The organism is Nonomuraea sp. NPDC004186 (assembly GCF_053603495.1).
The window spans coordinates 28,814-41,117 of record NZ_JBSGFQ010000043.1 but is presented as its reverse complement, the minus strand read 5'-3'; the positions used below and the strand labels follow the sequence as shown (position 1 = coordinate 41,117).

Below are 12,304 nucleotides of genomic sequence, written 5' to 3'. Positions count from 1 at the left end.
AAAGGTTGCACGCATGGGCCTGTGGCAGATCGACACCGATGTCCTCGCCCGTAGCCGGTTCGTGCTCTCGCCGTTCGCCGAGACCTTCGCGAGCCTGAAGCTGCTGCACGCGGCGACCGGTGCCCATCCGGGCGAGGAGGCCTGGCTGCGCGCGCACCTGTCCGGCTACCGCGCGCGCCTCGCGGCCGACCCGGTGGCCGCGCTGGTCGTACGGGCGGCACTCGGCAGGTCGTGGATCGCCGACTTCTTCTGCCCCACCTCGTGCGAGGGGGAGAGTTTCGAGACGACCGTGGCCCGGGTGCGGGCGACCGGGGCCGAGGAGGCGCGGGCCAACCTCCGCGTGTCCCTCCGGGGCCCGCTCCCCGCCGCCCTGGAGCGGGACGACCTGCCCGAGCGGGCGACCGCGCTCCTGACGTACGTCTGGGAGGAGACCGTACGGCCGTACTGGGAGCGTCGGCGGCGCGTCCTGGAGGCAGACATGGTCGCGCGGACCGCGCGGGTGAGCCAGGGCGGCTGGGCGGCCGTGCTGGACTCGCTGAAGCCGGGGACGCGGTGGCTCGGGGAGAGCCGGTTCCAGGTCAACCTGAACGCGTATCAGCCGCGGGAGATCGCCGCCGGGGCCGACCTGCTGTTCATGCCGGTGACGCCGAGGACCGGGTGGGTGTCGTGGGAGGGACGGGAGCGGTACGCCGTCGTCTATTCGTGTCTCGGGGTGCTCGCCGAGGACCACGACCGGCGGCCCCTCCCGGCCGGGCTCGGGGCGCTGATCGGGACCGCGCGGGCCGGATTGCTGGTGCTGCTGGGGACTCCCATGAGCACGACCCAGCTGGTCGCCGTGACCGGTCAGGGGCTGGGGTCGGTGGGCCGGCATCTGCGGGTGCTGCTGGACGCGGGGCTGGTGGAGCGGCGGCGGGCCGGGCGGTCGGTGCTGTACGTGCGGACGGCGGCCGGGGAGGTGCTCGTGGAGGCATCGGGGACCGGTCCCGTGCCGGGCCTCGAGTGAGCCCTACGATCGCCAACCGTTGACGGTCAGGTCGGGGTCGGTGGCCGCGTTCAGCAGCCGCCGGCCCCAACCGTAGGTCATCGGCAGCCAGTTGAAGTCGTGATCCGGTCCGACGATGTCGGCCAGCTCGATCAGCTTCATCATCTCCACCACTGCGGCGAGCGGCTTGGCCACGCGCCATGCGCTCCGCATCCGTTCCGGAGCGACGGTGTCGGCCCAGGCGGCGAAGAAGGCGTCGAGGTAGGCCGCGGCGTCCGGCTCGGACGCGTCGTGCAGCCATGAGGCCAGATCGAACAACGGGTTCGTGACGGTGGCGAAGCTCCAGTCGTGCAACAGGATCCCGTCGTCGCGCACGACCACATTGCCCGGGTGGAAATCGCGGTGGACGATCGCCGCCGGGACGGCCGCCTCGTCCAGGCGCTCGGCGCACTCGACCAGATACGGCGTCAGTGCCTGCAGCCGGTCGGCCTCCTCTTCGGTCAGCGCCCGGTCCAGGTTCTTCGCAAGCTTGGGCGCCCGCCAGATGTCGTCGCGGGCCAGGGTCGACCGTACGCCGTCGGCCAGCGAGGTCGGGGTGAGCGGGACACACCCCGCGGCGATCAGCTCGTCCCCGCGGTGAATGGTCTCCTTCTGCACCGTGACCAGCTGTGCCAGGCATGCGCGACGCTGCTCCGGGGAGACCGCCCAGCCGTCCACGCCGCCGAAGTCCTCCGCGAGCCACCAGCGGTCACCGGGTGACGTCGCGGTGATGGTGGCGAACGGCGCGATGCGCAATGACGCCAGGTACCGAGTGATGTCCGGTTCGCGAGCAAGCCTCGGCAGGACCGCCTTCAGGTACAGGTCACCCCGGTCAGTCGGCGTGCGCAGCACGGCTGACATGCTCCAGTGCTTGATCTGGCGGCTCGGACCGAGCCGAACGCGACCGGCAGCCTTGATCTCCCCGTCGATGTAGGACTCGGCTCGCTCGAACCAGCCGGGCCCGAACCAGTCGGAGGCGGGCGGCCGGGATCGCGCCGCCCGGCAGTCGAGTGCCAGGCTCTGCCCGGTCACCGCATCCTGACCGTGCCACACGAACCCATCGGCGGAGACCGGCCGCGCCCTGCCCTCTGCCAGCAGCACCACCGTCGTAAAGTCCAACGGCTCCAGGACCACCGTGGACAGCCCGAGTTCGCGACGAACGCGATCGGTCAGCTCACTGTCCATCGGCGGCCACCTGCCGTCGAACCGCATCCGCGGCAGCGCCGGATTGCCGCCGGCCATGTCGCACAGCACGGCGCCGTCCTGGTCGACGATTGCCAGCACGGCTTCTGACGACATGATCAACCCTCCAAGGATCGACGGAGTTCACGGGATAGCGCGCCGGCGTCGTTCATGACTTGTATTCGTCCTGGTGGACGGTCTGCGAGGGCTTGATGCGGCAGAAGCCGCAACTCATGAACGGCATGATCACAGCTCGCTTCACTGAGTGATCAGGCGCATCCGCTGGATGTCGACCCCGACGGGGGAGATCGTAGCCTCCAGCCCGTCCTCGGGCACGCGCCAGCGGCCGGGGAAGGCCTTCCGCAGCGCCCGGATCGCGACGGCCGCCTGGCTGGTGGCGAGTCGCAGGCCCAGGCAGACGTGGATGCCCGTGCCGAAGGACAGGTGCGGGTTGGGGTCGCGCGTGGCGTCGAACGCGTCGGGGGCCGCGAACACCAGCGGGTCCCGGTTGGCGCGGCGGATCGAGGCCACCACCCGCGCCCCGGGTGGGATCGTGACGCCGTCCACGTCCACCTGGGCCGTGGTGAAGCGTTCCGTGCCGCCCACCGGCGGCAGGTAGCGCAGCACCTCCTCCACCAGGCCGGGCGTCGGCGCCGTGGGAAAGCGTTCCAGGCACAGGACCGCGTGGTAGATCAACCTGGTGGTCGTCTCGTGGCCCATGACGATGAGTGTGGTGGCCAGATCGAGCAGTTCGCTCTCGTCGAGCGCCGCCGCCAGGGCCGGGATCATGCCGCCCCTCGGCTCGGCGACCACCTCGCGGATGCAGGTGCGCAGTTCGGTCAGGTCCTGGTGGAAGCGCGCCTGCCGTACGGGGTCCTCGGCGTTGGCGCCGGCGAACTCGGAGATCGTGATCGTCCAGCGTACGAAGTCGGCCCTGCGCTCTGGTGAGATGCCGAGCAGCCCCGCGAGCGTGGCGACGGTCAGCGGCGAAGCGAACCCGTCCACCACCTCACCGGACCCCTCGACCAGCAGTTCCCTGGCGGTCTCGGCGATGGAGGGCTCCAGGGCCGACACGGCGCGGGGAGTGAAAACCCTGGCCACCAGGCGGCGCAGCTCGTGATGGCGGGGCGGATCGAGCGACGGCAGGCTGCGCAACACGGGATTGTCGTGGTGAGGTGCCGGATGTGCGCCGTGGGCGAGTTCGTCGGAGGAGAAGGCGGCGTGGTCGCTGAGGATCCTGCGGACATCAGCGTGCCGGGAGACCACGCACGCCTCGAACCGCTCATCGAACTGGACCGGGCCGGGCGCGGGTGGATGGGCGAAGATACGTTCTTTGACAGACATGCCCTCCACCCTGGGCGAACGGCCTGGCAAACCGCTGCCGGATCGCTGCCGTACTGGAAAGGGCGACGACCTGCATGGCCATCAGTCGATCATCTCGGAGCCTGAGGCCCGCGCCGGAGGCGAAGGAGTGCGTTTCGGCTGTGTGCCCTCGTAGGGTTCGTTCATGGATTGGCAGACTTGGCACGATGAGTACGACGTCCCCGGTTCACAGTTGGCGCGGCGCTTGCAGGTCGTCCAGGAACGGATACGGCTGGCGTTGGACGGCTGCCCGCCCGGTCCGCTGAAGCTCGTCAGTCTCTGCTCGGGTCAGGGCCGCGACGTGCTGGAGGTGCTGACCGATCATCCCCGCCGTGACGATGTTCGGGCGCGCCTGGTCGAACTGGACCCGGGCAACACCGCCATCGCCGAGGAGGCGATCAAATCGGCGGGACTCCGGCAGGTCGAAGTGGTCACGGCCGATGCCGCGCTCACTGACAATTACCGGGATTCGGTGCCCGCCGAGATCGTGCTCGTGTGTGGGGTGTTCGGCAACATCACGGATGAGGACATCGAGCGCACAATCGACACTTGTACCCAGTTGTGCAAGACCGACGGCACGATTATCTGGACGCGGCACCGCGGGGCTCCTGACCGGGTGCCGTTGATCTGTCGCTGGTTCGAGGAGCGTGGCTTCGAACGCGAATGGCTATCGGAGCCGGATGCCGGCTTCGGCGTCGGCGTCCACCGCTTCACGGGTCAGTCGCGTCCCCTGATCTCGGGACGGCGCATGTTTACCTTCGCCGGCTATGACGTGCTGAGAACCGAGAACGCCGAAACCTGAGGAGTCTCCTCAGCCGTCGTGGGGATATCAGCCCTGAAGTCGGACCGCTGCGGTTCAGGTCTCATTCCAGTTGTCGAGGATGATGACGGGCGCCTCTTCTACGTCCAGCCATTCGGCTTCGATACCCATGCCAGTGGACGCCTCGATGAAGGCGAACGCCGCACTGCGCTTGCCTCGGTAATCCTCCGGGTCAAGGCGGTCGAGCATGGCGCGGAATTCGGCGAGGATGCTCGGATCGCCCTCCTGGATGGCGTGCTGGGCGAAGATGAAGTTGCGCATCCGCGCCCTGATCTTGCCGTCGGCCGCGTAGAGCATCGTGTATCCCCCGTTGAAGTGCCAGGTCGTCATCCACACACGTGACTGCTTGCTGAGTTCGGTGAGGATGTGGTCCGGCGTGGTGAAGCCGTAGGTGAACTCGAGGAAACCCCAGGCTCCTTCACCCGCGTAAACGAAGAGCACGGGCACGAACTCTTCGCCGGCCTTCTCTATGGGGTACTCCATGATGCGTTCCTCGGGATCACGGCCTCCATTCAGCCGCCACAGGAGATCCCCCACGGTGATCTCTTCGTCGAGGGGTTGCACCACGGTCCAGGAAAGCCCGTCCTCAAACCACTGCTGCCGGTCGAAGAGATTGCGGTAGTGATCGATCACGTGATGATTGTCGCGGAAGCTGCCAGGAATGAAACGCTCCTCAGCTCCTCTATTGGACGGTGAGGAATGCGGCATGGGATCGGTGGCCACGACATGGCGATCGTGAGAGGGAATCTGTGCAGCGGCGCGGCAACCCCTGCGGGAGGGCCGCTCAGAGCGGAACAAGCAGGCGAGACCGTCCATTGATGAGTGGATAATCTTCTATAGATTGAATCAATCGCTGTATATAGTTACAGCGTGTTCACGCTCCAATCCCTGCTGGATCGCGCCTCGCTCGAACTCCGTGTGCTGGTGCCGGGCCGACCGGGCGCATTGGACGCGCCCGTCGCATGGGTGCACAACACCGAGCTGCCCGACCCTTCGCACTACGTACGCGAAGGGGAGATCGTGCTGACCAACGGGTTGTGGCTCGAACGGGTGCCACCTGCGCAGTTCGTGACGAACGTCAAGAAGGCCAAGGCCAGTGGCATCGTGTTCGGCTTGCGCGCGGAGATGCCGGAGACTCCCGACGCGCTGGTCGAAGCCTGTCGCGAAGCGGAGTTGCCGTTGCTGGAGATCTCCGTCGCGGTGCCGTTCACGGCGGTCTCGCAGGCCATGGCCGACATGCTGACCGACGAACGCAAGCAGTCGCTGGTGGGTATGGTGCGGCGGGGAGACGCCCTGGCCACGGCGATCTCCCGGGGTGCCGGTGCCTCCGGCGTGCTCGATGTCCTGCGCCGTGAGCATGACCTGCCCCTGGCGGTGGTCGACAGGATGGCGCGTTCCCTCGCGGTGGCCGGCGCGAGCCTGGACAGCGACCAGCTGCATGCCGTGGCCACGGCATTGGCCAAGAAACCTCCGGCGCTGGAGGTGGATCTGGGAGATTTGGGACAGGCAGCGCTGTTTCCGGTGGGTGCCGTCGGCGACATCGACGCGGCTCTCATCTGCCTGCGCCCTTTGCGTGAGCTCACCACGCCCGAGCGGCAGGCGCTGGAGCAGACGGCTCGGTTCCTCAGCCTGGAGGTGGCGAAACAGCAGGCGGTCCAGGCGATCGAGATGCGCTTCGCCAGCGAGCTCCTGGAGATGGTCCTCTCGGGAGGCTGGCGGGCGACGGAGGTTCCTGGCCGGCTCCGCGCGTTCGGCGTGGATCCGAGCGGTCCGCTGGCCGTGTGCGCCGTGGCGTTCGCGGACGGCGAGGCCGCGACGATGCACGGGCTCGCGGAGGTGATCGTGGAGTTCTACGCCGTCGAGGGAGTGCCGGCAGTCGTGGCCGGCGGCACGCAGGACGTCGTCGCCGTCCTGCCGTGGCGCCATCCCGAGCATGAGCTGCCGTCGCTCGCCCAGCGCCTGGTACGGAGCATCGAGCGGCGCTTCCCTGGGCTGCGCCCGGTCGTCGGCCTGGGAGGACTCGCGGCCCACGCGGCCGAGCTGCGCCCTCAGCTCCTGCAGTCCAGGGAGGCGTGCCGCGTGCTGCGGCGCACCCGCACGGGTCCGTCCGTGCGGGCCTTCGCCGAGCTGGGCACGCACCGGCTGCTCCTCGGGCTGCTCGACGCCGAGACCTTGAACGAGTTCGCCGGCAAGATCCTCGGCCCGATGAAGGACCATGACGCGCGGCGGAGCGGCGAGCTCGAGCTGACGCTGCGTACGTTCCTCGATCATGACGGGCAATGGGCGGCGACGGCCGGAGCGTTGCACATCCACGTCAACACCCTGCGCAACCGGCTGGCCAAGATCGCCGAGCTCACCGGCAGAGACGTGGGGCGTACGGAGGACCGGGTCGATCTGTTCCTGGCGCTGACCGTCGAGGCGATGGACTGGGCTCAGTCCGGGTAGACGTCCGGATCCACCACCGGGGGCCGGGGCCGGCGCACGGTCAGGCCGGCGTCGGCGGCCGAACGCTCGGCGACGTCACGGCAGCGGGCGAAGGACACGTCCGCGCAGCTCTGCGCGTACTCCAGGAACTGCCGCAACGCCAGCGCACGGCCGGGCCGGCCGGACAGGAACGGGTGAACGCACAGGTTGAACAGGCCGCCGTAGTGGCGCATCCCGTCGAGCTCGGCCCGCCACAGCTCCAGCACCTTCACCGGAGACTCGATGACGGAGCCCACATGAGGTGCGGGCAGGAACGCGTACTGCTCCCAGTCGTCGAGCGACCAGTGGACGGGCAGCTCGACGATCTCGCCGGCGGGCGTGGCCACTTTGTACGGCTTGTCGTCCCCCATGAGAGAGGAGTCGTAGCGCAGACCGTACTCCGCGACCAGGTCGGCCGTCCGCCAGGACGCTTCCCACAGCGCCGCTCGGTGTCCCCGGATCTCGATGCCCTGGCTGTCGAAGACCGCCAGCGCGCGCTCGAAGTCCGCGCGTTCCTCCTCGGCGGTCATCGACGTGGGCGGCCGGTGGCTGTAGGAGTGGTGCGCCACCTCGTGGCCCCGCTCGACGATCGACGGGGCCAGTGCGGGGCGGTGCTCGGCAACCCAGCCGGGCACGAAGAACGTGGCGGGGACGCCCAGCTCGTCCAGAAGATCGAGGATACGGGGCAGGCCGACCTCGGGACCGTATGCCTGGTGGGACATCGTGCTCGCGTGGTCGGCGAAGCCGCGGCCCTGCGCGAGCACAGGGGTCTCCGCGTCCACGTCGAAAGTGAGCGCCACGACCGCGGCGGACCGGCCACGCCAGCCGCCGCGGATCTCGCCCGCCGGCTCGACTCGCCCGGACGCGCTCAAGCCGGCACTCCGGCCGCCGGTCGCCACAGGCGGGCGTTGCTCAGCGTCGCCATGGGCTGGAGCATCTGGCGGTCGAAGTCCGCCATGGGCAGCCCTTGGGCCAGGCGCCGCGGGAAGTCCGGGTTGGCGAGCGCTCCCCGGCCGAGGGTCAGTACGTCCGCGTGACCGTCCTGCAGCACCATGGCGGCCCGGGCGAGATCGTGCATGCCGCCATTGGCCAGTACGGGCAGCCCGGTCACCTTCCGGGCCAGGCCCGTGATCGTCACCTGCCCGTCCAGGGTCGCGGTCTCCACCCAGTCCCGTCCTTCACTGGCGATGTGCAGGTAGCTCGCCCCCGCTTCGGCGAGCGCGGCGAAGATGATCTCCGCCTCCCTGGAGCCGCCCGCCCATCTGTGGGTGAAGTCGTTGACCTTGCCCTGCGACAAGCGGATCCCCACGCAGAAACGCGGACCGACCTCAGCGCGGATGGCGGAGACGATCTCTGCCGCGAGTCGTACCCGATTGGCGACCGTGCCACCATAGCGATCGCCGCGCTGGTTGGTGTAGTCGGTCAGGAACTGGTCCACGAGGTAGCCGTTGGCGCCGTGCACCTCGACCCCGTCGAAACCCGCTCGCCGGGCGCGGACGGCCGACGTCACGAAGCCGTGCACCACCTGGTCGATGTCGTCCTGGCTCATCGCGCGGGGCGTCGGCCAAGGACCGTACCCGCCGTATTCCGGCATCTTCTGCCCGCGCGGCAGGACGGCCGACGGCGCCGCCGTGTCGTCGCGGTAGCGGTTGCCCTGCGACAGCGCGCCCGCGTGCATGAGCTGAAGGATCACCGGCGCTCCGGCGTCGTGCACATGGCTGACGACGTCCCGCCAGGCGGCCTCGTGACCGTCGGTGACGATGCCGGGCTGGTTGGCGTAGCTCTGGCTGTAGCGCGTATCGGTATAAGTTCCCTCGGTCAGGACGAGGGAGAAACCACCGCGGGCGAAAGCCGCGTAGTAGTCCGCCATCTCGGCCGTCGGCGTTCCGTCGGCGGCGGCGGACACCCTGGTCATGGGCGAGACGGCCAGCCGGTTGGCGAGGTGGAGCTCGCCGATGCGGTCCGGTCGCAGGGCGGGATGCTGGATGTCGTTCATCGTTCGCTCATTCCTTGACGTCGCTTGTGTCGTCCTGACCGTTGAGGAGATCGATCGCCAACGGTGTCGGCTTGTGCCCATTGATTCCGACCAGGTCCTGCGGGCAGGCCGAGACCACGAACACGCAGTCCATCGCCGCCTCCAACGTGATCGCGTCGTTCGGGCGGCTGATCGAGCTCAGCCAGCTCAGCCGGCCGTCGTCCGCCACGGGGATCCTCATGAACACGTTGACCGGCTGCGGAGTGACCGGGACGGCGAGACCGAGTCCAGCCATGCTCGTGGCCAGGTTGTCCGCGCAGGACGCGTGGAACCCCGACACGCCCAGAGCACGGTAGCGGGCCGGGTCGCAGGCGGCGATGAGCATGTCATGCCGCCCGGGCGAGGTGTCCTCCACCAGGGTGAGGATGGGCCTGCGCCGGTCGGTGACGAACTGCTCGCCGATCGCCGGGAACAGGCGGCTGGTGGCGGCTCGGGTGTGTGACGCGCTGAGGTGCTCGTTCACGTCGTCCGCGGCGAACGCGAACACGTCGCCGACCTGACCTCCCTCTAGGTCAGTGACCCGTACGCGCTGACCGGTCCTGACCCTTACCGCCCGCCCTTCGGTGGCGGGCACGAAAACTCGCATACCGACAGCCAACCAGCCGGCACACGGTCAGGCCATGGAGATTTCCCCCGCTTTTGTACGAGGAAGTGGATGAACCTACAGTCTCGCAAGGTCATCCGCTGGGACCCTCCGTCCACCGGGCACGCCCAGATAGCTGAACAGCATGGTGGTCCGCAAAGTCCGCCGGTTGGCCTCGCCATACAGATGCCCGTAGGCAAGCGGACGGCGGGGCGGCCGAGACCCGACTCCGCCTGAATTATCAAAACGGCAGGTCAGAGCCGCATCCTTCCGATCTTCCCGGCTACTACAACGACCCTATGAGAGGAAATTCGAGGGTTCGGAACGATGACGGCTCAGCCAGTCAAAGAAGGCCGCAGAAACGCCGAAGAAACAAACTGCGTGCTTGCATCCCCCTCGCAGATCTTTCCTCGTGAAAGGATTTCCATGGCGTTGTCGTATCCCTCCTCGTCTGACCACGGCCCTTCGCGCCGCTCCGCCCTCGGGTTCCTGGGCGCGGTCCCGCTGGCGGCCGGTGGTCTGCTCGCCTCGCAAGGAACCGCCGAGGCGAACGCCGACCGATCCTCAGGCTCTGGCCGCATTCCCAAGGACCTGCGTCCTGGAGGCGCCTTCGACCAGCACATCAAAGAACTGGCGGACAAGGATCAGTTTTCCGGCACCGTGATGCTCGCGCACCGCGGCCGCCAAGTCCTGGCCCGCGCCTATGGCTGGGCGGACAAGGAAAGCAAGATCCCGAACAAGGTCGACACCATCTACGCTCTGGCCTCGTCCTCCAAGCCGTTCACCGGGCTGGCTGTCGTGCAGCTCGTCCAGCAGGGCAAGCTCAAGTTCTACGACCTGGTGAGCAAGCATCTGGACGGCCTGCCGGCGGAGATGGCCGAACGCATCACCGTGCACCACCTCCTCACCCACACCAGTGGCCTGGGCGACGCCCGGCGCCCGGGCGAGCAGCCGCCACCGGAGCAGATCCACAACAGCTACGAGCAGCAGATGGCAAGCTTCTGGACGAATCTGAAGACCTTCGAGCTGGAGTTCGCCCCGGGGACGAAGAAGGCCTACAGCAGCATGGGATACACCCTGCTCGGCGAACTCATGGCGAAGGTTTCCGGCAAGTCGTTCCAGGACTACGTCCGCCAGAACATCTTCCTCCCGGCCGGCATGGAGGACTCCGCCTACTACGACCGCCGCCAGTGGCTGACCGACAAGCGCATCGCTCACCCGTACATGTATCAAAAGGACGGCACGCGCGTCGACGCCGTCCGCAACCTCGACAAGGGCTCCGTCTACGGCGACGCCGGCCAAGGCAGCAACTCCGCCCGGGGATGGATGGGAACAGGCGGCGGCAACGGCTTCGCCACCGCCCCGGACCTTGTACGCTTCGCGATCGCGCTGCAAGGCGGCAAGCTCACCGCCCGGCCCTACACCGAGTTGTACGTGAACGGAAAGATCTCCGCCAAGCCGCTGAAGCCGGACACCTCCGGCAACTCCCTCCGCGGGGAGACCTTCCAGGCGTACGGGCCTGTGGCCGCCACCTACAACAACCAGCGCATCATCACCCACGGAGGCGGTGCGGGCGGCATATCGACGAGCTGGTCCATCTACCTTGACATGGACTGGACGGCCGTCATTCTGAGCAATTATGACCTGCAGAGCATCGAGCCGATCATCGACCTGGAACGACGCCTGATCACCGGCGCCTAGCCCGCGGAAGCCGGCACAACCTAACGCGAGGTGACAACGAACGTTCGGGGCGCGTGGCTCGACAAATTCAAAATCAAATGTGCCGGGGGCACAAGCCACGGCTGATGGCCGACGACGTGACCCCTGTGCCACGCGGTCTACGTCCGGACACCAGCCGACAGGGAAGTCGCCGTTCACTCCTCTCGGGTTTCGTTCAGTGCTAGTCAAGTTCGCTTTCGTACGTTGAGGCTGCTGAGGATCGAACTCAAGCGTGGAGGGGCCACAACGATGACGACCACCCGCCGAACACTGCCGGCCGGATCCCTCATCCGCGGCGGTGTTCAGGGCAGGCGGGTCTTCGGCACGTTGATCCCCGAATGGTTCGGCCACCCGCGAACTGTTGGGCACCGGCGCTGAAGAGGCGCTTCTACGCTCGCCGTGGCCTCCATCAAAGCGACGACCCGCCCACGCCGGCACATGACCAGCCCATGCGTAACCCGAGCCAAAAGGAGCGTTGGATGCCAACTCGCGTGAACCGGCAGACCGTCGATCTGTCCGCCTATCCAGACCTCATCGTCCTGTACCTCGGCATGCGGGTGAATCATCTGTACGGGATCCGGACCTTCTTCAGCTTCGGCCGGAAGATCAGTGAGTCGGTCGCGGGCAAGCCGGACGGGCTCTTACTGCACGAGCCCGTTTACTACTCGTTCTTCCCGATGAACATGGGGATGCGACAGTACTGGCGGGACCTGCCGTCGCTGCTCGCCTTTGCCCGGTCCGAGCCGCATAGGGAGTGGTGGTTGGACTTCCTGCGGGACTCGGGCGGCACCGGTTTCTGGCATGAGACGTACTCGGTCAAGGGTGGCATGGAGGCCGTCTACGACGACGTGCCCAAGCCGATCGGTTTTGGACGGTTCGCTGGGATCAAGCGCGCTCGTGGACCCATGTTCGGTTCCGCGGCCCGCCTGGGACGCTCCGATGACAGCAGCCCGGTCCTGAGCGAGACGGACCTCTACGGGTCCTAGCCGCTCGGCCCGTCGTCGATGATCGCAGGGGGTCCGCCTGGTGACACGGACGGTTGGCGAAATTCATGGGTACCCACAAAGGTTCGCCGGGCCCGCGAATGACGCGATCGTGGCCGGCAGAACGTGCAGGCTC

At 67.8% G+C, this 12,304-nt stretch carries 11 protein-coding genes; 5 read left to right on the top strand and 6 right to left on the bottom strand.

Annotated features, from left to right (window positions below):
• Positions 1 to 13: 13 nt before the first annotated feature.
• On the top strand, positions 14 to 1,003 hold the full coding sequence (locus ACWEPL_RS31265; protein WP_452438290.1) for an ArsR family transcriptional regulator: 990 nt from the start codon (positions 14 to 16) through the stop codon (positions 1,001 to 1,003).
• 3 nt (positions 1,004 to 1,006) lie between these two features.
• On the opposite strand, the gene ACWEPL_RS31260 is transcribed toward ACWEPL_RS31265, so the two are convergent.
• On the bottom strand, positions 1,007 to 2,320 hold the full coding sequence (locus ACWEPL_RS31260) for an aminoglycoside phosphotransferase family protein (RefSeq protein ID WP_452438289.1): 1,314 nt from the start codon (positions 2,318 to 2,320) through the stop codon (positions 1,007 to 1,009).
• A 141-nt stretch (positions 2,321 to 2,461) separates the two neighbouring features.
• A complete protein-coding gene (locus ACWEPL_RS31255; protein WP_452438288.1) occupies positions 2,462 to 3,547 on the bottom strand; it encodes a cytochrome P450 in 1,086 nt (361 codons plus the stop codon).
• A gap of 163 nt (positions 3,548 to 3,710) precedes the next feature.
• Between ACWEPL_RS31255 and ACWEPL_RS31250 the strand changes: the two genes are divergently transcribed.
• Positions 3,711 to 4,367 (top strand): class I SAM-dependent methyltransferase, encoded by a 657-nt coding sequence (locus tag ACWEPL_RS31250; RefSeq protein ID WP_452438287.1) that lies wholly within the window; start codon positions 3,711 to 3,713, stop codon positions 4,365 to 4,367.
• Between the two features lie 54 nt (positions 4,368 to 4,421).
• Here the strand turns inward: ACWEPL_RS31250 and ACWEPL_RS31245 are convergent, their stop codons facing one another.
• The gene (locus ACWEPL_RS31245) at positions 4,422 to 5,018 is read right to left on the bottom strand and encodes a hypothetical protein (RefSeq protein ID WP_452438286.1); all 597 of its coding nucleotides are present in this window, start codon (positions 5,016 to 5,018) and stop codon (positions 4,422 to 4,424) included.
• 237 nt (positions 5,019 to 5,255) lie between these two features.
• Here ACWEPL_RS31245 and ACWEPL_RS31240 point away from each other — a divergent pair, with 237 nt between their 5' ends.
• Positions 5,256 to 6,830 carry a PucR family transcriptional regulator gene (locus tag ACWEPL_RS31240; RefSeq protein WP_363981421.1) on the top strand — a complete coding sequence of 525 codons (1,575 nt, stop codon included), beginning with the start codon at positions 5,256 to 5,258 and terminating at the stop codon, positions 6,828 to 6,830.
• Here ACWEPL_RS31240 and ACWEPL_RS31235 read toward each other — a convergent pair.
• Genes ACWEPL_RS31235 through ACWEPL_RS31225 form a run of 3 tightly spaced genes read right to left on the bottom strand, consistent with a single transcriptional unit; the run spans position 6,818 to position 9,469 of the window.
• Entirely contained in the window at positions 6,818 to 7,720 is a 903-nt protein-coding gene (locus ACWEPL_RS31235) for a polysaccharide deacetylase family protein (RefSeq protein ID WP_363981418.1), read from the bottom strand. The genes ACWEPL_RS31240 and ACWEPL_RS31235 overlap by 13 nt on opposite strands.
• A complete protein-coding gene (locus ACWEPL_RS31230) occupies positions 7,717 to 8,844 on the bottom strand; it encodes an NADH:flavin oxidoreductase (RefSeq protein ID WP_363981415.1) in 1,128 nt (375 codons plus the stop codon). Before ACWEPL_RS31230 ends, ACWEPL_RS31235 begins: the two co-directional genes overlap by 4 nt.
• A gap of 7 nt (positions 8,845 to 8,851) precedes the next feature.
• Entirely contained in the window at positions 8,852 to 9,469 is a 618-nt protein-coding gene (locus tag ACWEPL_RS31225; protein WP_452438285.1) for a DUF1989 domain-containing protein, read from the bottom strand.
• A 324-nt stretch (positions 9,470 to 9,793) separates the two neighbouring features.
• Here ACWEPL_RS31225 and ACWEPL_RS31220 point away from each other — a divergent pair, with 324 nt between their 5' ends.
• Together ACWEPL_RS31220 and ACWEPL_RS31215 are read left to right on the top strand one after the other, a co-directional pair.
• On the top strand, positions 9,794 to 11,167 hold the full coding sequence (locus ACWEPL_RS31220) for a serine hydrolase domain-containing protein (protein ID WP_452438284.1): 1,374 nt from the start codon (positions 9,794 to 9,796) through the stop codon (positions 11,165 to 11,167).
• Between the two features lie 497 nt (positions 11,168 to 11,664).
• Positions 11,665 to 12,171, top strand: a complete 507-nt coding sequence (locus ACWEPL_RS31215; RefSeq protein ID WP_350733633.1) for a monooxygenase family protein — start codon at positions 11,665 to 11,667, stop codon at positions 12,169 to 12,171.
• Positions 12,172 to 12,304 lie beyond the last annotated feature (133 nt).

Coding starts and splice junctions, on each gene's coding strand:
- ACWEPL_RS31265 (WP_452438290.1), top strand. CDS start 14: ATGGGCCTGTGGCAGATCGACACCGATGTCCTCGCCCGTAGCCGGTTC.
- ACWEPL_RS31260 (WP_452438289.1), bottom strand. CDS start 2,320: ATGTCGTCAGAAGCCGTGCTGGCAATCGTCGACCAGGACGGCGCCGTG.
- ACWEPL_RS31255 (WP_452438288.1), bottom strand. CDS start 3,547: ATGTCTGTCAAAGAACGTATCTTCGCCCATCCACCCGCGCCCGGCCCG.
- ACWEPL_RS31250 (WP_452438287.1), top strand. CDS start 3,711: ATGGATTGGCAGACTTGGCACGATGAGTACGACGTCCCCGGTTCACAG.
- ACWEPL_RS31230 (WP_363981415.1), bottom strand. CDS start 8,844: ATGAACGACATCCAGCATCCCGCCCTGCGACCGGACCGCATCGGCGAG.
- ACWEPL_RS31225 (WP_452438285.1), bottom strand. CDS start 9,469: ATGCGAGTTTTCGTGCCCGCCACCGAAGGGCGGGCGGTAAGGGTCAGG.
- ACWEPL_RS31220 (WP_452438284.1), top strand. CDS start 9,794: ATGACGGCTCAGCCAGTCAAAGAAGGCCGCAGAAACGCCGAAGAAACA.
- ACWEPL_RS31215 (WP_350733633.1), top strand. CDS start 11,665: ATGCCAACTCGCGTGAACCGGCAGACCGTCGATCTGTCCGCCTATCCA.